This is a genomic window from Paenibacillus sp. S150, assembly GCF_019352175.1.
GTDB lineage: Bacteria > Bacillota > Bacilli > Paenibacillales > Paenibacillaceae > Paenibacillus_AQ.
Genome location: NZ_JACBYI010000047.1, coordinates 19582 through 38329, shown reverse-complemented (window position 1 = coordinate 38329; position 18748 = coordinate 19582). Strand labels below are relative to the sequence as shown.

Genomic DNA, 18748 nt, shown 5'->3' with positions numbered 1-18748 from the left:
GGATCACTATAAATCAACGGATTATTGCTTACATACGTATACTGATTCAAACTCGGCGGATTATCAATCTGCCCCTCATAAGTATCTTCGTTGACAGCGAGAACACGGTAACCGGAGTAAAAACAGGTCTCTTTGATTTAAGATCTGCCTATGATCTTATGACTCTGGTGTGGGTTTTACAGCCGGGCTGGATTTGACGCTTATGGGTTTGCAGCGTAAAAACGCCAAGGATCTCTGCAGCATCAGTTGGATTTATTTTCATAAAAATATCTATTCTAGCAGGGGGATATAGCTTGTTGTTGAATACTAATATTTATACTAATAGCGGATAGAAGTAGGTTCGCGTCTACCGTCATTTCAGCATGGGAAATGTAAGGGGGATTTATTGTGAAAAGTAAAATATTACCAATGAAACGGCAGGATTTATTTGCTACTTACAACATAGATGCAAGTTTTCTTTCAATGGCACTGGCCTACGAATCGACAGAACCTTGGATATACGGAAATTTTATTCAAATTAAAGGATTTAAGGGTAATCCTCAATCTTATTTTTATGAATGTCAGCATAACCGGGATACCCCTTTTTTTCTTGTACAGAGATTAGGTAAAGATCTATTAAATACAAAATGGAAAGATATAATCCAGTTTATTATCGAATGTATCGATCTGAATTATTACATCCTTATGATGATTAACAAAAGTTACTTATCGGTTTACCAAAATACATATTATAAAGATTATCTTCATGATATTTTTATTTATGGCTATGATCTAGAGCAAGAAATAATCTATTTTGCCGGCAGTGCATTAAACGGTAAGTACTCCATGACCTCCTGCTCCTTTGAAGAGTTCCGAACTGCGTATGTTCAGTCCGATAAAGACGGTTTGTTTGATTGGTTATATGGAATTGTTCTATATCAATACCGTAATACAGAAATGCATAAGGTTAATCCTGATTTGCGACTCCAGATCAAAACATTGCTTACACATTATATCGAGAGCACACATATGTGTTTGTTTGATTTTAGTACAACTGCCCACTATGACCGGGAACAATTGCTGTTTGGGTTCGATGTATACCGTAATTTAATAGATTATATAAATAAAGGCGGTTTTGAACAGCTGGATATCCGCCCCTTCAGCTTGTTTCTTGATCATAAAAAAATAATGCTTCAAAGATTTAAGTACTTCAATTCAAATCAATATATTGAAGAACAAAACATTGACCTTGGATCTCTTGTAGAGAATGTGCAGCTGGCAGAAATACATTGGGTGCTGGCTCTCCGTTACAATCTAACGAAAGAAGAAAAAATAAAAGAAAAAATAATCGAACATCTGAGCCGATTTATGGAAAAAGAGTACGAAGTGTACAGCCGGATCATTTCAATTCTTTGAAAAGAGTACTCTTCTATATGATATTACAGATATACTGCTCTGAAATACATATTAAGGGATTTAATGGCTTTGGTTATAATATATTTTAAAAAAATATATTATATTGATGGGAGAAGACAAATGGGTTATAACACAGAATGGTATAAAGATATTCCCGTTTCCATTAATAATGCTTTTGGTGATCCGTTTACAGAAGTACAGATTGACGATACCATTGCCAAGATCAACAGTCTGAAAAATCACAATGCCCCCTATAGCGTTATTACCAAAGCAGTTCTTACAGATGAGCATTACAGCAAACTGAAGAACATCGAGAAAACAGACCGAATGGTAGTTATGTATTCGCTTACAGGTCTGACGAAGGAGGATATTCATTTAATGAAAGGTTGAAGACAATTGAACAGTTAAGTAAATGTTTTGGACATGTAATTATTTTGGTAAGACCTATTATCCCGGGAAGAAACGACCAGTACAAGAATCTTGAAAGAATTGTGGATGTAGCGAAAAACACCTCAGGCAGGCTGATTACCGGAGCGATTCACGATGAATTCAAAAGAAAAAATGTGAACGAAAATGTAAAAGAGCGGCTGGTAGAGTTATGTGTGAAAAACGGCGTTAGATATTTTCATAAATCAAGCTGTGCGGCTGCGGAAATCACGAATAGCAGATGCTGGATGCATGATTTGGACCGTCCGGTAAATCTTGATGTAGTAAAGCGGTTAGGCTATGAGTTTACTCTGGTAGATGGACGAGTATGCCTGAGATATGCAACGGTTGGGGACTTGAACTTTATTAGAATGATTACGAAATCATATATTCTGACAGAGAATTTCTTAACCGGTTACAATTTGCTGTCAATAAGCAATGAGGATTATAAATATGAGGTTTCCTCAAGCTGGTATTCCTGGAGCACCAACACCTTTTGTGAAATCAATTGTGATTATTGCATTATTCACTCGATAGAATATTTGGACAATGAGTGCGAAATAGGTGTGAATCCAAGCCAGATTGAATTGAATTCGCAGAAGGCTGCGGACATGTTTAGAGACTATTCGCTTAAGATGAAAAAAGGGAAATTTGTATCTCAATCGATCGACAAACAACTGGGTTACAATGATGTTCGCAAAACTCAATTATGCACAGCATATGCCTATAGCTGACAATCAATAATGAGGGGATGTGCTCTATGCTTGCTTTACATAATGGATATGGATTTGGGAAAGCGCATTTTTGGACCGGAGACCATTCAATTGCTGAAACGGATACCGTACTTGTTATCGGCAGATATTATAATGAAGGAGAATTTTGTAAAAAAATTAAGCATATCAGAGGAATTATTGCTGAGCATATAAACGAAACCTCGCATCTGCTTATACTAGCGAAGGCATATGATATACCCGTTATAATAGCGGATTTGTCCGAAATTAACAGCATCAGCGGCGGATGCAATGTATTTATGGAGGCGGCAGCGGAGGCACCGGGATTTGAAATATGCCGCGAAGAAACGATGCCGGCTGCCTACAGGAAGAAGTATGACATTTACTTAATGAATAAACAGCAAAAGCTATACTTAAAAGATGTCCAATGTATAAGTCCGGAAGGCAAGCATACCAAAATTGTTGCGAATATAGTGATTCCGGAGGAAGTGCATCGTGTGGCAGAAACAGGCGGGGAGGGAATCGGTGTATTTAGAACCGAATTTCTGTTCTTGAACCGCTCTGAATTGCCGAATGAAGAAGAGCAGTTTATGAGCTATAAATATGTGGCGGAACATATGGGGAATAAACCGGTTATGATCAGAACTATCGACGTAGGCGGCGATAAGAAAATCGATTATCTGAACGTGGAGAAAGAAGAGAATCCTTTTTTGGGCTGCCGTGGAATAAGATTCAGTCTGCAAAATCCGGTTATTTTCAAACAGCAGCTAAGAGCGATATTAAGAGCAAGCGCGTTTGGCGAAGTGGGCATTTTGTTGCCTATGGTGACTGTCTTAGAAGAGGTTTTGGAATCCAAAGCCATAATTCAAGAGTGTAAACAAGAGCTGGACCGGGAATGCCTTCCGTTTCACGATGTGAAGATTGGAATCATGGTCGAGGTTCCGGCAGTGGCCTACAATATTCATAAATTTGCTAAACATGCAGACTTTTTCAGCATCGGTACGAATGATCTGATTCAATATTTTTACGCGGCAGACAGAACCAATTACAAAGTAGCTTACTCGAATCAAACACTGACCGAAGATATTTATGGTTTGATCCAACATGTTATCGAGGTTGCGCATGCCAATCATATTCCTTGTGCGGTTTGTGGAGAGATCGCTGCAAAGCCTGATGCTATAAAGAAATTACTGGAATTTCAAATTGATGAACTCTCAGTCTCGACATCGTTAATTTTGGAAACAAAGGAAAGCGTGCTGGGTACTTATGAGGGATTAACAACTTCAAGCGCGGCAGGAGGCAAATAAATGGTGCAATCCAAAGAGTGGCAATGGGAAATCGTTAAGGATACGATATGGCTTGAGCCGTCTGAAGAAAGCCGCTTTTACTGTGAGAAATGGAAAAGGGAAGGGAGAAAGTCTCTTCTTGACATCGGGGCAGGTTTAGGACGGCATTCCATTTTGTTTGCCGTTCATCATTTTGCTGTATCTGCCGTTGATCTATCAGAGTATGCAATTAATTATTTGAATCATTGGAGCGAAAAAGAGGGGCTGAGTATTAGTACGAAGGTGTGCGATATGAAAAAGCTGCCCTTTCCCGACCAAACCTTTGACTGTATTTGGGCATATCATTCCATTTCACACACGGATAGTCTTGGCTTTGCTGAAATTCTGGAAGATGTAGAAAGGGTCTTGAAGCCCGGCGGGGAAATTTACCTGTCTCTGGCTTCCAAAGACAGCGGGAATTACAGCAAAGGGTTATTGCCGCAGCTTGACAGGAATACGATCATTAAAACGGAGGAAGGTCCGGAAAAAGGAATCCCGCACTTTTATGTAGACCTGGGTGATATTTTAACACTGTTCAAGCATTTCAAGATCGAAAGGGTCCGGCATGTTGACGACTGCTATTCCCAGGGGGAAATCACCGACAATAAACATTACTTTATCCTTGCCCGCCTGCATAAATAAGCACTTAAGGAGACTAAGATAATGTTGAAAAACACAGATGAATCGAGGACGGATAACCAGAATCCAAAAGTTATTTATAGACATACTCAAGAATACAAGTATTGTTCACAAGCCGAAATCTTGAATTCAGGAGTTGTTAAAAAGCTGAACCATGATGTTTCCTTTAATCTAACGGGTGTCTATTTATTTGAAGCCTTCCAAAAGACGGGAAAACTGATTGCCGATAAATTAGGCTGTCAAAGTAAAAAATATCCATTGCTTTTGCCGGTAGAAACCCTTGAGAAAACAAATTATTTAGCTAAATTTTCACATCAGTGTATTTTCTGCAATGAAGCAGCAGCAGATGAGATTCCTTCCCCCTCCGCATCATTAGCTAACTTAAGAGATGTACCCCATCATTTAGCACAATATGTGTTGTCGCCATCCGCTTGCTATCACATGTACCCTGACTATGAAAATTCGGTTCTGGAAGATTCGCTGAAAGTTTCTTTTGAACAAAATGTATGCCGAAATGAAGGGGAGATTAAAGAAGAAGATTCGTTCGGCCGCCTTAAAAGCTATAACGTGAGAGAAATTGTTTTTATTGGAGAGGCGGAATTTGTAAGACAACAATTGCACCAAGCCGAAGAGTTGATTAAAGAACAATTTATAGAACTTGGGTTGAGCTTTGAATTATCGCGTGCCATGGACAGTTTTGTATTCACGCAGGCAAAAATTCTGGAACGGCTTCAATTACTTCATGATCTCAAGCATGAGTTCAGAGTGCACTTGGATAAAGGCAGAAGCATTGCCGTAGCTTCCGTGAATTTTCATGATCAAAGCTTTACAAAAGCGTTCAATATTTCTAAAAAAAATGTGAAGCAACTGGTATCCGGGTGTGTCGGAATAGGAATCGAGAGAATGACGCTGGCGTATTTGGCTCAATTCGGTGTTAACAGTGAGCACTGGAGCAAGGGGATTCGTGATATGTGTGATGAGTTCATCCAATGAGCTTCTTAAAAATATCCTTTAAAAACGCCTTTGAATACAGGTGGTCAGTATTTTTCTCCACAATAAGTTCCGTGTTCTCGATCTGGATTATGATTATGCTGTGGGGATATTTGTATCGTAATAATGACGGCATGGTTGCTTACATGACACATTATACGATCGTGGCTAACTTGATCTCCCTTTTTTATTGCAGGGGGATCGCTAAGAGAATCGGTGACAGAATTTTAAATGGCCAATTTGCCCTAGACTTGTTAAAGCCTATCCAAATATTCGTAATGTCCTGGCTGCTGGAATTGGGTGAAGTGCTGGCTGCTGTAATTGTCCGGGGAATCCCCATTTGTATTGTTTATCTTAACTATATCGTTTGGGACGTTAATCTTATCCACATCCTCTTGAGCGTGCTTGCTGTGGTAAGCGGCCATATTATTTTCGTCTTATTGTATTCCATTCTAGGCTTCTTAGCGATAACTCTCTTTGATATTTGGCCTTTTCAACGATTCTTGGATGATACGATCCGATTTTTGGGCGGAGGGGTAATTCCGCTTACAATTATGCCGGATTTGGTTAGCAATATTGCTTATTTTTTGCCGTTCCAATATCTATATTCATTCCCGTTACAAATTTTATTGAATAAGTTGGATGCTCACACCATCATGAACTATTTCATCATTGAAGGGGTGTGGATCGGTGCGCTTGTGATAGGCATTATGATTGTGTATAAGGCAGTTCTGAGAAAAGTCGTAATACAAGGTGGATAATATGGAATTTATATCTTTATATTATCAATTCATCAAATATTTCATCAAAGCTAGAATGGAGTACAGAATCAGCTTTTTTAGCGGTTTTTTTTCTAACTTCTATTGTTATTTTATTACCTTTTTAAGTTTTTGGGTTATTGTCAACAATTTTGGAAGTATAGCAGGCTGGACCTTCGAGGATTTAAGCTTACTGTATGGTTTAAATCTGTTGACGTATGCTTTAGCCGGAATGTTCTTTTGGCCCGTCTTCCGCTTGGAGACAGAAGTTACATCAGGAAATTTGGACGGTTATTTAATAAGACCTTTGGGGGTAATCAGACATCTGATGTTTAAACAGTTTGGTGATACCTTCTTAGGGCAGGTAGTGGTTACGTTGCTGTTCATTGTCAGAGCCTTAATAAAAACAGATTTTCCCAAACCATTCTATTGGTATCTTTTTCTGATTTTAATTATTGTCAGCGGAGCGCTGATACAATCTGCTGCCATGATTTTTATCGGAAGCCTCTCCTTCTGGATGAACCGTTCCTCACAGTTAGGAGATATTTTATATTACGATCTTCGCAAGTTCACGGAATACCCCTTATCGATTTTTCCGGATGCGATCAAGATTATTCTGTCTACTGTAGTACCGTGGGCACTTATTTGCTATTACCCCTTGTTAATCCTCCTTAATAAAGCAAGGACACCGTTCGAATGGATTATGGGAGGAGGCGCACCCTTATGCGCGTGTATCTTGTTTTGGTTGGCGCTCGTTTTTTTCAATAAAGGACTACGTCGTTATAGCGGAAGCGGGAGTTGATATGACAGATAAAGATATTGTGATCAAAATGGAGCACGTGAATAAAGATTACAGAATAATAAAAAGAAGTGAAACCGGATTAAAGCATTTATTGTTAAGGACATATATTCAAAGCAGTGCCGTGAGAAATTTGAATATCGAGATTGAAAAGGGCGAAATAATCGGCTTCTTAGGCCCTAATGGGGCGGGGAAATCTACTACGATTAAAATGCTGTGCGGTATCCTGGCTCCGACCAGCGGAGTAATTAATGTGCTTGGCAACGATCCATTTACGAACCGCAAAAAAAATGCCTACAAAATCGGAGCGGTATTCGGGCAGCGCTCGCAGTTATGGTGGGATTTGCCGGTTTGCGACACCTTTCAATTGCTCCGTAAGATTTATAAAGTAAGCGATGATACGTATGAGGAGACGCTGCAATTATTCAAAAAGTATCTGGAATTGGACTCCATTTGGCTGCAGCCCGTCAGACAGTTAAGTCTTGGTCAAAGAATGAAAGCAGAGTTTGCTGCTGCTATTCTGCACAAACCGGAGATTCTTTTTCTTGATGAACCCACGATAGGACTTGATATCGTTGCGAAAAAGCAGATCCGCCAATTTATTAAAGAATTAAACCGGGTGTTTCAAACTACGGTCATTTTAACATCGCATGACATGAAGGATATTGAGGAATTGAGCAATCATATCATCATTATAGACAAAGGAGAGGTCATTTATAACGATACTATAGCTGCACTGAAGCAGCTGTACAATGATTCTGCGGTTTTACATATTACTTTCAAGCAGCCCATCGATACATTTCCGATGTCTGAAGCGGTGGAAGCTGAGGCTGTGGGCGACGGATGCACTTGGCGGATCAGGCATATACCCCCATTATGGTCAACTATCCGGTTGATAGATGAAGTTAACCGGCATCTGGAAATTGAAAGTTTTGAGAAAAAAACTAAAGATGTTGAAGATATTGTAAGGGAGATATATCAATATGGAATATATTACTCAAACTAAAATATGTGAAAAATTGAAACGGATTTTGAAGGATGAGAATATTGTCGGACAAGAGCACCTTGCAGATGTTTCCGTATTTGCAAATTTGATGGAGCAATATGGAATGGACTCTATGGGCCTGATCCGTTTTATCGTGGCCATCGAGGAGTATTTTCAAATTGAATTTCAGGATGAACAGCTGTTGCCGGAATGGTTTGCTACCATTCACGACATCTCGGAATTGGTGATGAACTGCCTGGAATTACAGCAAAAACGTTGAAGGGACTATCGCAAATAATATGGAAATCATCACAATTGATGGATTGAGCGGCGTTGGAAAGACGGCAAGGGCGATCGCGCTTTCAAAAAAGCTGGGTTATAAATTTATAAGCTTCGGATATATATTTAGAGCTATTTCATATGCAGAATTAAAGGGAATAAACTTCGATAAAGATCATTTTGAATTTAAATGGGACATGAACTCCTTGGAGAATCCATTGAGGGTGATATGCCAATCCCAGGATATAACGAGTATTTTGCACGGCACACCTGAGATTGATGAGAAGTGCTATGAAATTTCCAAAAAAGCGGGGATTGAACGCTTGGCTATAGAAACGCTGCAACGCTTGAAGACGAACGGATCATTTGTTATCGAAGGGCGTAATACAAACACTTTATTTTCAAAGATCGAGATTTCATATTATCTGTTTTGCTCGGAGGAAGAACGCAGCAAGCGTATCGCACTGGAGCTGGAAATCAAAGGGAGAAGTCGGCAACAAAGTGAAGAAGTGCTGCATCTCGCGAATAAGCGGGATACCGTTGACCAAATGCTTATGGCTGGCTTCACGGGTGAAGAGAATAGGCTGGTATATATAGACAGCACATTATTTACACCTGAAGACACATTGAATGAGATGCTGCGGTACAGGGAGTATTTTAGGGGAGAAAAGAAAGTTTCGTTAATCCTGTTGTGCCTGGAGGGCGGCGCTGAATCCCTATATCAATGGGCTGAATGTCTGGGCAATCATGGCTGCATAATTTCCAGGATCATTCCGAGTGATTCCGGCGAAATTCAATTCCGCAGTCAGGCTGCCCGGATTGGCTATTTAGACTATAACTGCATCCCTGAAATAACTGATGATACAGAGCACAGCATTGTGGTCGTTTTAAAAGCTGCACAGGAACATTCTCCTTCCCAACTGTACGAAAATTATATTAGGCCGCACTTGTTCGGAAATAATCTGCTGATTGGTTCATCTGAGCGCGACTTGCTTAAGCTGCTTTCACAGGAGTGCTCAACGGTGGAAGCCAGCTTTTCATTTAGAACAACCTTTTTTCGGCACCTGGCAGTGAAATCACAGATTATTAAACATTTAAAAGTGATTAACATAAATGAATAAAGGGGGGAGAGAGATGGCGAGCTATCATCAACAGTATAAGCATCTTGCCGCTGAAACATCCGGGAATTGGGAGCTGATCAAACCTTATCAATTAAGCATTGGGATTACACCGAAATGCAACAGTAAATGTGAATATTGTAACAATTGGAAGGATTCATCGTCATCCGTTCCTTCAATAGAGATGATATCCGGAATAATACTAGATGCAAAAGAATTGGGAATTGAACAAGTATTATTCTCAGGCGGGGAACCTTTGCTGCACAAGGAATTTATCAACATCCTCCGTTACACCCGCACATTAGAGCTTGATCCGCTGCTAATTACAAATGGAACGATGCTGACAGACCGTATTATTCAGCAGCTTATTGATAGCGGCTGTCAAAAAGTGGGCATTTCACTGGATTGTCTTCATCCTGATGTGTATAGACGGACAAGAGGAATCGGCAACAGGGTGATTTTGGATCATATTGAACATATTATTGCTGAGTACCCGGAGCTGAATCTCTCGATCTGCTGTACAGTGCACAAACAAAATCTGCACCACCTGGAGGAACTGTTACATTACTGTATCGAACGGAGTCTTCCCATCCAGTTTCAGCCCATTGACACAAGTAATATGAGTGCTGATTTAAGAGCAGCCTATCAGCCCGATAGCGATGATATATACCAGCTCGATCAATTCTTCAAGAAGAGCGTGGCGCTGAAGGAGGGGGGATATCCGATTTACAACGAGATTCAGTATCTTCAAAATATTGGAAGGTATTTCCTGGAGCGGCACTTTACCCCCATTAAATGTTATGCCGCATTTACACAAATCCTGATTAATCAAGAGATGAAGCTTTTGTCCTGCTGGGGAGGGGAAGTGATAGGGGATGTACGTGAGAGCAGTCTACATTCATTATGGAAATCTCCAAAGTTGAACGAATTTAGGAGCAAGGCACTGGTTCGTCAATGTGACGGCTGTTATTACAGCTGCCATCTAAGTAAATCATACAATCAATTAGTATAACAATGAGGGGAGAATGGGACATGGCTGGTACGGCGATTGTAGGTGCAAATTGGGGAGACGAAGGAAAAGGGAAAATTACGGATGCGTTTGCAGCCAAATGCAGCGTTGTGGTGCGCTATCAGGGAGGAGCCAATGCCGGGCATACGATTATCAATGAATTTGGAAAGTTTGCGCTGCATATGCTTCCTTCAGGCGTCTTTCATCCTCATGTAACGAACATCATCGGACAAGGTGTTGCCCTTGATATTTCTAAGCTGCTGAGTGAACTTGATGAACTGGCGGGCAGGGGAGTGCCAGATCCAGCATTACGTATCTCGCTTCGGGCACAGGTCGTGCTTCCGTATCACAAATGGTTTGACGAGCTGGAGGAGCGGAGGCTGGGGGAACATGCCTTTGGATCGACGAAGGCCGGGATTGCCCCGTTTTATTCAGACAAATATCTCAAGCTGGGAATTCAGGTAGCGGATTTATTTAATATCGAGCTGCTTCGCGCTAAGCTGGCCCATTCTTTAGTCTCAAAAAATGTGCTGTTAGAGCATTTATACGGTCAACCAAGCCTGTGTCCTGATTCGATTGCCGATGAATTAATACAGCTCGGAGAGCGGATCAAGAGTTATGTTTGCGATACAACTATGTTCCTCCAAGAGGCTAACCGCAGAGGGGAGGAAATATTACTTGAAGGACAGTTAGGTGCGCTGAGGGACCCGGACAATGGGATCTACCCGTATTCAACCTCATCTTCGACCTTAGCCGGTTTTGCAGCTGTGGGAGCAGGGATACCCCCTTATGCCATTAAGCGGATTGTTGCTGTAACCAAAGCATACTCCAGCTGTGTGGGAGCGGGTCCGTTTGTAGATGAGATTTTTGGAGAGGAAGCCGATGAACTGAGGCGCCTCGGCGGAGATGCCGGTGAATATGGAGCTACGACCGGCCGTCCGCGCCGGATGGGATGGTTCGATGCGGTAGCCACGCGCTACGGTTGTATGCTGCAAGGGGCCACGGAAATTGCATTGACTAATTTAGATGTGCTGGGTTACCGGGACACGATTCCTGTATGTGTGGCATATGAGCTTAATGGAATTCAGACGCAAGAATTTCCGGCAGCTGAGGAGCTTAATCAAGCGAAACCGGTATATATGGAGCTGCAGGGATGGAAGGAAGACATTTCAGGAGTCCGTTGTTTTGAAGATCTGCCGGAACTGGCCCGACAATATGTACTGACCTTAGAGGAGCTGATTGGTGTTCCTATTAAATGGATTTCCTATGGTCCAAGGCGGGAACAATTGATGGAGAAGATGTAATTCATCTTACTTATACAAGAATTTTAGGAGAGCTGAAGATGATTGATATGAAACCTATGTATTTATCAGAAAAAATACATTTGCCTGTCGAAGAATTCAAAGGCAAATTGATAACTTTTTCTGGACTTGACGGCTCAGGAAAAACTACACAAACTGAGCTTTTAAAGCAGGCTTTAGGCGCAGAGAACACGACTGTGTTTCATCATAAAATTACAGATAATAAAGCATTTCACGACACGCTTCAATATCTTTACCAGCATTCCCGAATGATTAATCAAAAATTCATTTCTTATCTCATCGCTTTTGAATACCTGCAATTTTATTTACATACGGTTATCAATCAGATGAAGCTTGGGCGGAATGTTATCTTGGACAGAAGTGTATTTGATTTATATATCGAACAGCAATATTTGTTCTCCAATGACTTTGAACATGGATGGGATATGCTGAACAGTATAGTATCTTTAAGTACTAATGTTTACTTAGAGATAACTCCTGCCGAAGCCTATAATAGAATTCTATCCCGGGGCAAACCAGTTAAAGAGCATGAGGAAATGGAGAATTTGCTGACCAGAAAAAAAGGATATGATGTATTGATAACTAATGAACCAAGTATTCAAGTTTGCAATGCAAGCAGAAGCAAAGAAGTCATTCATCAAGAAATCATTGCATTGTTGAAAGGAAAGGTCGGACATGAGTAAACATGATCAGTTCCTTATCAATCTATTAAAACAGTTTTTAAGTTTGGATTCTTCTCAAGTTACGGAAAACGAAATGTTGGAGATCGAGTGGAATCATATTTTGTATCAGGGAACCCTTCATCGGATTTTGCCCATAGTGTACCATGAAATCGTGGACAGCAGATTAGCTCATTTATTAAATGCTAATTTTTTGAAGCTATTGCGTATTTTCTCGGAAAAAGCCGCTGAGACGGATATGAAATTTCAGCAGGAAGCATCCTCCATATCGGAAATGCTTTTGGAACATGATATAAATGCGGTAATCATGAAAGGACCGCTGAATTCGTTGCTGCTGTATCCCAGAAGTGGCTGCCGCATTTATGAGGACCTTGACATTCTGGTAAGTAAAAGCCAACTAAAAGCTGTGAAATCTATTCTGGAGAAATGTGGATATCAACAAGGAATTGTGGAGATTGGTTCACAAATTTTTAAAAAGGCTGACCGGGGAGAAATTGTACTCAAAGAATTGCATACACACGAAACCGTAGAATTTCATCGTCTGGATCATCATAGACCAAGCGAAATCTCGATTGACGTTAACCATTCACTGTCTTGGAAAGGGCACCGTGATTATCCCGGTTTCCCTGAATTTACAGCAAGTGCTTTCCTGGAAAGGAAACAATGGCATTCGCACAATGATCTAGCCATATTGGGTCCGGCAGTCGAAGAATTGCTGTTATATTTAATTCTTCACTTATATAATGAAGCTGTTTTCTTTTGCTGGCAGGTTTGCTGGCAATATAATTTTGGGGACATACAGCTGATTAAATATGTGGATGTCATACTTGCTTGTCAGAGAATAGAAGACTGGGATTGTGTCCATTCCTTAATTCTTCGTTATCAGATCAAGGAACCGGTGCAGTATGTGATTACCTGCATTGTTGAATTATTCGGAGATACAGCAGTTCCGAATGAACTGAAGAAGTATATCACGGATATTCATCTGGTGGATTATTATTACAATAAATTGGGGGAGAAGCTCTACTGGTCAACAGCTTGGACACAAAGAATCTTTAATCAGAAATTAAGACTTGAGGACGCTCTTGACCATAATAGCAAAGAGGGAATTTTGTAAAGGAGTTAGATACATTAACATTCAACCTCGAATTGTGTAATGTCTTTAGTAGATTCTTCTATCGAAATTTATCTGTGTACGGAGAGCGAGCAGTTCCAGCTTCTGAAAAAAGCAGAGGCATCACATGTTTCAAATCCTTCCTATATTGCGAGGGGGTGCATCCAAAATGTTTTTTGAAGATGCTGGAAAATTGTGAATGAGAAACATACCCAAGTCGCGACGAAATATTTTTGATGCTTAAATTACTGCTGTTCAGAAGCTTCATTGCCGTATCCATTTTCATTTTTTGTAAATGTTTAATCGGTGATATATTGAAAACTCGCGTATATGTGTTACTAAAATAAACCGGGTTGCATTGAAGCATTTCAGCCAGTTGCTGCAGTGTGATTATTTCCTCATGGTGAGCCCGCATGTAACGATTAATTTTGATTAATCTTGAATCAATGCTGCGGTGAAGATTGAGAGGGGATATGGTGTATTGAAGGTGATTAATCCATTGATTCAACAAAGGGAATACTGATTTTTCAATTTCCATTAGTTTGGAGTGGTCTTGGAATAGCGAAGTAAACAGTCTCTGGAGCAAAAGGCTTTCTCTGCAAAGAGAATCGAAAAAAAGAGGCTTAGCAAAATCCAATGCTGCTTCTTTAATGTAAAGCTTGATTACACGTACTGCTGCCGGTTTTTGAGCAGTGTTTCGCAATATGAATGTTCGCGCTAAGAAGCAGCTGCCGGCTCCTAATTGTACTTCAAAAGTATTCCATTCCAGCTTTAAAGGATGCAAAAGCTCTATGAATAAACACTCATTTGCTGCTGAGTTCCAAGTGAATGATCTACCTGACGGAATGAATACATCGGAAATAATGGATTCAATTCGAAGCAATATGTTCACTTCCCATAGTATAATTATGTAATTATTATACTATTTATTGAGCTTGAAAAACTGATAACTATGTTACTATCTGTAAGAATATATGTTTTTCGTTACAGTCTTACATTATTTGAACAAATAACTACCGGTCAGCATTATCGTTATACTTAATTAGCAAATTACAAAGTTCATTTAAAATTCCCTCTTCCTTATCCTTGATAATTTGTAATTCGTGAATGATATTTTTTTTAATATTTTCATTTTTAGTAATTGTGTACTTTAAATAAATCATACTTACAATATTTGATTTTTTTACGATTGCTGAATACTCTTGAAATAGGATATCACAATCTAAATCCAGCTTTTTTTGTAAAAAATTAATTCTCATTTGCATCAGTTTTTTATGCTCATGCAATACAAAAAAGGGTCTTTTATCTTCCGCTTCATAAACCTTGTCCAAGAAATGAATTATCACATCGTAAATTTCCAAACCAAATGCCATATCGCTTGCATGCATCATCCATTGTTCGTAAGGATTGCAATAATGTATAGGCGTTTCGTAGGAGGTTAAGTAATCTTGCAATTCCATTATTGTTTTATTTAAATCAAATCTATAATTATGCTCTAAGTTAAAGAAATTATTTTTCTCCCGATAATTCAAAAGAACAATACCTTCAATCCAGTCATTTAAGGCCATCTCCTCCACATTCGTATAACCTAATAACAATTCATCGAAGGAAACTTTTTGATATGTATATTTACCATTGCTGAAATTATCTGCAGCAAAGAATATTTTATTTTACAAATCAACACCATAAATAAAAATATCATGAACGTTGTGCCATTTTTTATAAGCGCTTTGATAATTAGAGATATAAAATACGTCGACCAGAAAGTAAATATAGGAAGATAGTTCGAGTGCTTCAATGCAGAAGTCAATAATGGAAGTGTTGAATTTGGATAAAAACTGCCGTGATATTTTTTGATAATAAACAAAGGGGCAAGATTGCCAAAGATTATTTGTGTAAAAATCCAACCTTAGAAGGTTCTTTTTGTAATCATTTTTATCAGCGAATAATTGAATGTAATTATTTAAAAACCACGAGGTATAGTTTTCATTTTGCGAGATGACAGAAATTAAATTTGCATGATTAGGATAACAAGTGATTATAGGATATTTCATATAAAGACTTATCTCCATAACATACACCCCGATTTCTTAACGTTTAAACATAAATTCCAAAATCTTTCTCCCGTTCAAATTCTATTTAAAGGGTTTTTATCAATCTTATGGTATTACTCCTCTTGACCTATCGTCAAGTTTTATTTTGACCCTCAACTATAGATATTTTAAGAAAAAATGAGGTTTGCAAAATGAATTTTGAACAAAAGATCCTATAATGTCTAATATCGAAAATTTAGTGAAGTCTCAAGCTGAAGAGTACAGATCGTTGCGCAGCTTGGAGAATTGGAGAACATGCCGGCTTGTCTTTCTCAGGAAAGCGGACTTTTCATGCAGGATGGACAGTTACATATAGAAGGATCGCAGATCGCAGTCCATGAACTGAAGATCAAGAAAAGATAAACTTACCCAACCTTACTATTCTGGATGACCGGGAGAAGGGAGTCGTTGTCGGCCGCTTCGGCCTGGACATCTGAGGGGAGGAGCGGACGCAGCGGAACCTTGCAAAGGAGAGCGATAAACCAGAATTATGTATCATGAATGAGAAGGAGCACTAATGAAGCTGTATCATGGATTTTATAAGGCAAAGCAGTGAGGAATGGAAATAAAAAAGGTGAGGACATTCGGGCTTCATATCAAATCGGCGGGTCCTGTATGATTGAAGCCGCCGCAGGTGCGGAGGGTTCCTACGAGTACTAATATGAACGAGACCGTCACCATGGCTTGAGGTAGCCCTTTTTTGCCGATGCTGCACGGCCAGCTTCTTGGGCCGGTTCATCAGCAGAATGACGATGGAGGGCAAACGGCCTATTTTAACAGAGGCTTCCGTCTTTCCGGAAATATTCATACACTCATTAGAATCTTCGGTATTCTTGAATTTATTTGTGGGCAATTGACTGGCGTTACAGCTGAGACCTTCACTTGTAAGGTTCTTTAACCTTGACTTTCACTTTGGCTTCCAGCTTCATGCCTGCTTTGCGCCGGTGCAGCCGGAAGCTGATTCTATGCCGGTAGCGGTATAGGATAACCAGCGCTGCGATGACTGCTATGCCGGAGGCGATCCAGAGTGAATACTGCTCAAACAGGTGAAAGATGCCCATCCACTGCGGGCCGAATACTTTTCCGATTGCCAGAAAAAGAACTACCCAAAGCAAGCCGCCGCTGTATGCATAGAGGGCGAACTTGCGGAACGGAAGGGCGATAATACCGGAAAAATACCCGGTAAAGTGGCGTACCCCGGGGACGAAGTAGCCGATGGAAACCAGTACACTGCCGTAGCGCTCGAACCAATTCTGCGTCTTTTCCAGCTTCGCCTGCGAGAACAGGAACCATTTTCCATACCGCTGTATAAAAGGAAGTCCGGCCTTAAGGCCGATGAAGTAGGTCACAGTCATGCCGGCTGTAGTGCCGGCAAAAGCCACGGCAACCAGCACGATGAAGTCAAGCCTGCCGGTATAGGACAGAAACCCCGCAAAAGCCATAGTGGTCTCTCCCGGAAAAGGAAGTGCCACAAACTCCAGAAGAAGTCCAAAGAAAAGTACACTGTAGCCGTAGCTGGCGAACAATTCCTGTATCCATTTCAGCATTTCCATAAGATTGTCACTCTCCAAAGGCTCCATGCCTAATTCTATTTCGGGGCTTGTCTTCATACAATCTACCAAACGGCATGGAAGTGCCAATAGAATGCTGGAGGTAGAGAAGATGAAGGGTAGCCGAAAAAATCATATCCGCCGGATAGTTCTAAGCGGGTTGCCTGCTATGGCAGTTCTAATATTTGTAGCGGCAGGATGGGGCGGCGCACAGTGGACAGCGGAGGGGAAAACAGCTTCACTGCAGTCCGCAGGCAGCTCGCCTGTACTCTATAAGAATAATCTTCCCGCTGCCCTGACGCAAGAATTGCCCCCGGCCTCCCCGGTCCCCGGCAAGCTTCAGCCGCAGCCGGACGCCACTTCTGCTACTCCGGCAATTTCCCTGGTCCGCAACAATTCACAGGCAACGGCAAAAACTGTCTACTTAACATTTGACGACGGTCCCAGCAAGATCACTTCGAAGGTTCTGGAGATTCTGCGCCAGCAGGGGGTCAAGGCAACTTTCTTTGTGCTAGGGGAACAGGCCCAAAGCCATCCGGAGCTGATCAATGCCATATGGGAACAGGGACATGCCATCGGCAATCATACCTATAATCACAATTACCATGATTTATACAGCGGATTTACGCAGTTCTGGTCCCAAATCAAGCAAACCGAGGAGATTATCCGGAACATCACGGGGGTACGGCCACAGCTTGTGCGGGCTCCCGGCGGCACGTCCGGGCATTTCGACGAAACATATTTCCGTCTGCTGGAGCAGGCAGGCTATTCCGTAATGGACTGGACGGCGGACAGCGGGGATTCCAGGAGCAAAGGGGTACCGGCTGCGGATATTTTGAAGGAATCCGTGGCGGATTTGACCGCTTCCCGGGTGATCCTGCTGCTGCATGACGGAGGAGGACATGAGCAGAGCGCCGGGGCATTGCCGGAGATTATCGAGCGTTACAAGGCAGCCGGTTATGCCTTCGGTATGCTGGATGGAGAGGTGCAGCCGGTACAATTCAGAGTGTCCGCCAATGCCGGGGGAGCGGGTCGTGCGCAGCCCTCCCAGGCCTGGATTGCTGCGAATATTATTCCTAACCGTGAGCTGTTTACGCCAGGCAAGACACTGGCACTGGAGGTTGGCCTCCTGGAAACCAAGCTGCTGCCCGGGGAGTACAGCATCAGCGATGGACAATATATGGTTCCGCTGCGTGCGCTGGTGGAACGGCTTGGAGGACAGGTCAGCTGGGATGCGGCCAGCCGCAGCGCCGGGATTGTCTGGAACGGACGGACTGTGGAAGCGGATACGTTGCGCAAGCAGCTGATTGTGACTGATGCGGATGGCCGACAGCAGATCCGCAGCGCGGATGTGCAAATCATCGGCTCTTCGGTGTGGGTTCCGCTGCGCGCGGTGCTGGAGGCTGTCGGCCATCCGCCGCTGACTGCTGCAGTGAATGCGGAGGAGCGGAGGGTAACAGCGCTTTGAAATGAAGAAAAGCTGATGTCTGGGCACTCTTTTTCGTGGGAAGAATAGACAGTAACAGGCTCCGGAT

At 41.5% G+C, this 18748-nt stretch carries 19 protein-coding genes; 16 read left to right on the top strand and 3 right to left on the bottom strand.

The window, feature by feature from the left end:
• The first annotated feature begins 387 nt into the window (after positions 1–387).
• The 15 genes from HYD27_RS27460 to HYD27_RS27390 all read left to right on the top strand — a co-directional run bounded on the left by HYD27_RS27460 (position 388) and on the right by HYD27_RS27390 (position 13573).
• Positions 388–1395 (top strand): hypothetical protein, encoded by a 1008-nt coding sequence (locus tag HYD27_RS27460; RefSeq protein WP_219220626.1) that lies wholly within the window; start codon positions 388–390, stop codon positions 1393–1395.
• A gap of 120 nt (positions 1396–1515) precedes the next feature.
• The gene (locus HYD27_RS27455) at positions 1516–1785 is read left to right on the top strand and encodes a hypothetical protein (RefSeq protein ID WP_219220625.1); all 270 of its coding nucleotides are present in this window, start codon (positions 1516–1518) and stop codon (positions 1783–1785) included.
• Positions 1782–2555 carry a hypothetical protein gene (locus HYD27_RS27450; RefSeq protein WP_219220621.1) on the top strand — a complete coding sequence of 258 codons (774 nt, stop codon included), beginning with the start codon at positions 1782–1784 and terminating at the stop codon, positions 2553–2555. Before HYD27_RS27455 ends, HYD27_RS27450 begins: the two co-directional genes overlap by 4 nt.
• Positions 2556–2581: 26 nt before the next feature.
• Positions 2582–3859 (top strand): phosphoenolpyruvate--protein phosphotransferase, encoded by a 1278-nt coding sequence (gene ptsP / locus HYD27_RS27445; RefSeq protein WP_219220618.1) that lies wholly within the window; start codon positions 2582–2584, stop codon positions 3857–3859.
• Positions 3860–4519: a class I SAM-dependent methyltransferase gene (locus tag HYD27_RS27440; protein ID WP_219220616.1), complete on the top strand. Its 660-nt coding sequence runs from the start codon at positions 3860–3862 to the stop codon at positions 4517–4519.
• Between the two features lie 21 nt (positions 4520–4540).
• Entirely contained in the window at positions 4541–5509 is a 969-nt protein-coding gene (locus HYD27_RS27435; protein WP_219220613.1) for an aminoacyl--tRNA ligase-related protein, read from the top strand.
• A complete protein-coding gene (locus HYD27_RS27430) occupies positions 5506–6267 on the top strand; it encodes an ABC transporter permease (protein ID WP_219220610.1) in 762 nt (253 codons plus the stop codon). The genes HYD27_RS27435 and HYD27_RS27430 overlap by 4 nt, the downstream gene beginning before the upstream one ends.
• A gap of 1 nt (position 6268) precedes the next feature.
• Positions 6269–7066, top strand: coding sequence for an ABC transporter permease (locus HYD27_RS27425; RefSeq protein ID WP_219220608.1), 798 nt, complete (start codon positions 6269–6271; stop codon positions 7064–7066).
• A gap of 1 nt (position 7067) precedes the next feature.
• Entirely contained in the window at positions 7068–8069 is a 1002-nt protein-coding gene (locus HYD27_RS27420; protein ID WP_219220605.1) for an ABC transporter ATP-binding protein, read from the top strand.
• On the top strand, positions 8047–8328 hold the full coding sequence (locus HYD27_RS27415) for an acyl carrier protein (RefSeq protein ID WP_219220603.1): 282 nt from the start codon (positions 8047–8049) through the stop codon (positions 8326–8328). The genes HYD27_RS27420 and HYD27_RS27415 overlap by 23 nt, the downstream gene beginning before the upstream one ends.
• A gap of 19 nt (positions 8329–8347) precedes the next feature.
• Complete coding sequence (locus HYD27_RS27410; protein ID WP_219220601.1) at positions 8348–9448, top strand: (d)CMP kinase; 1101 nt, start codon at positions 8348–8350, stop codon at positions 9446–9448.
• Positions 9449–9461: 13 nt separating this feature from the next.
• Positions 9462–10457, top strand: coding sequence for a radical SAM/SPASM domain-containing protein (locus HYD27_RS27405; RefSeq protein WP_219220599.1), 996 nt, complete (start codon positions 9462–9464; stop codon positions 10455–10457).
• 20 nt (positions 10458–10477) lie between these two features.
• Entirely contained in the window at positions 10478–11758 is a 1281-nt protein-coding gene (locus HYD27_RS27400) for an adenylosuccinate synthase (RefSeq protein WP_219220597.1), read from the top strand.
• Between the two features lie 38 nt (positions 11759–11796).
• Positions 11797–12459, top strand: coding sequence for a dTMP kinase (locus tag HYD27_RS27395; RefSeq protein ID WP_219220595.1), 663 nt, complete (start codon positions 11797–11799; stop codon positions 12457–12459).
• Positions 12452–13573: a nucleotidyltransferase family protein gene (locus HYD27_RS27390; protein ID WP_219220593.1), complete on the top strand. Its 1122-nt coding sequence runs from the start codon at positions 12452–12454 to the stop codon at positions 13571–13573. Before HYD27_RS27395 ends, HYD27_RS27390 begins: the two co-directional genes overlap by 8 nt.
• Positions 13574–13631: 58 nt before the next feature.
• On the opposite strand, the gene HYD27_RS27385 is transcribed toward HYD27_RS27390, so the two are convergent.
• From HYD27_RS27385 to HYD27_RS27375, 3 genes are all read right to left on the bottom strand, one after another.
• Positions 13632–14453 (bottom strand): AraC family transcriptional regulator, encoded by an 822-nt coding sequence (locus HYD27_RS27385; protein WP_219220592.1) that lies wholly within the window; start codon positions 14451–14453, stop codon positions 13632–13634.
• A gap of 130 nt (positions 14454–14583) precedes the next feature.
• The gene (locus HYD27_RS27380; RefSeq protein WP_219220590.1) at positions 14584–15138 is read right to left on the bottom strand and encodes a hypothetical protein; all 555 of its coding nucleotides are present in this window, start codon (positions 15136–15138) and stop codon (positions 14584–14586) included.
• 1403 nt (positions 15139–16541) lie between these two features.
• Complete coding sequence (locus tag HYD27_RS27375) at positions 16542–17216, bottom strand: DedA family protein (protein ID WP_219220588.1); 675 nt, start codon at positions 17214–17216, stop codon at positions 16542–16544.
• A 166-nt stretch (positions 17217–17382) separates the two neighbouring features.
• Between HYD27_RS27375 and HYD27_RS27370 the strand changes: the two genes are divergently transcribed.
• Positions 17383–18681 carry a polysaccharide deacetylase gene (locus HYD27_RS27370; protein ID WP_228745380.1) on the top strand — a complete coding sequence of 433 codons (1299 nt, stop codon included), beginning with the start codon at positions 17383–17385 and terminating at the stop codon, positions 18679–18681.
• The last annotated feature ends 67 nt before the right edge of the window (positions 18682–18748 follow it).

Excerpts from the sequence above, each read along its gene's own strand:
- HYD27_RS27425 (WP_219220608.1), top strand. The coding sequence starts at position 6,269 with ATGGAATTTATATCTTTATATTATCAATTCATCAAATATTTCATCAAA.
- HYD27_RS27430 (WP_219220610.1), top strand. The coding sequence starts at position 5,506 with ATGAGCTTCTTAAAAATATCCTTTAAAAACGCCTTTGAATACAGGTGG.
- HYD27_RS27405 (WP_219220599.1), top strand. The coding sequence starts at position 9,462 with ATGGCGAGCTATCATCAACAGTATAAGCATCTTGCCGCTGAAACATCC.
- HYD27_RS27375 (WP_219220588.1), bottom strand. The coding sequence starts at position 17,216 with ATGGAAATGCTGAAATGGATACAGGAATTGTTCGCCAGCTACGGCTAC.
- HYD27_RS27410 (WP_219220601.1), top strand. The coding sequence starts at position 8,348 with ATGGAAATCATCACAATTGATGGATTGAGCGGCGTTGGAAAGACGGCA.
- HYD27_RS27370 (WP_228745380.1), top strand. The coding sequence starts at position 17,383 with ATGGCAGTTCTAATATTTGTAGCGGCAGGATGGGGCGGCGCACAGTGG.
- HYD27_RS27395 (WP_219220595.1), top strand. The coding sequence starts at position 11,797 with ATGATTGATATGAAACCTATGTATTTATCAGAAAAAATACATTTGCCT.
- ptsP (WP_219220618.1), top strand. The coding sequence starts at position 2,582 with ATGCTTGCTTTACATAATGGATATGGATTTGGGAAAGCGCATTTTTGG.
- HYD27_RS27420 (WP_219220605.1), top strand. The coding sequence starts at position 7,068 with ATGACAGATAAAGATATTGTGATCAAAATGGAGCACGTGAATAAAGAT.
- HYD27_RS27455 (WP_219220625.1), top strand. The coding sequence starts at position 1,516 with ATGGGTTATAACACAGAATGGTATAAAGATATTCCCGTTTCCATTAAT.
- HYD27_RS27390 (WP_219220593.1), top strand. The coding sequence starts at position 12,452 with ATGAGTAAACATGATCAGTTCCTTATCAATCTATTAAAACAGTTTTTA.
- HYD27_RS27415 (WP_219220603.1), top strand. The coding sequence starts at position 8,047 with ATGGAATATATTACTCAAACTAAAATATGTGAAAAATTGAAACGGATT.
- HYD27_RS27435 (WP_219220613.1), top strand. The coding sequence starts at position 4,541 with ATGTTGAAAAACACAGATGAATCGAGGACGGATAACCAGAATCCAAAA.
- HYD27_RS27400 (WP_219220597.1), top strand. The coding sequence starts at position 10,478 with ATGGCTGGTACGGCGATTGTAGGTGCAAATTGGGGAGACGAAGGAAAA.
- HYD27_RS27380 (WP_219220590.1), bottom strand. The coding sequence starts at position 15,138 with ATGGCCTTAAATGACTGGATTGAAGGTATTGTTCTTTTGAATTATCGG.
- HYD27_RS27440 (WP_219220616.1), top strand. The coding sequence starts at position 3,860 with ATGGTGCAATCCAAAGAGTGGCAATGGGAAATCGTTAAGGATACGATA.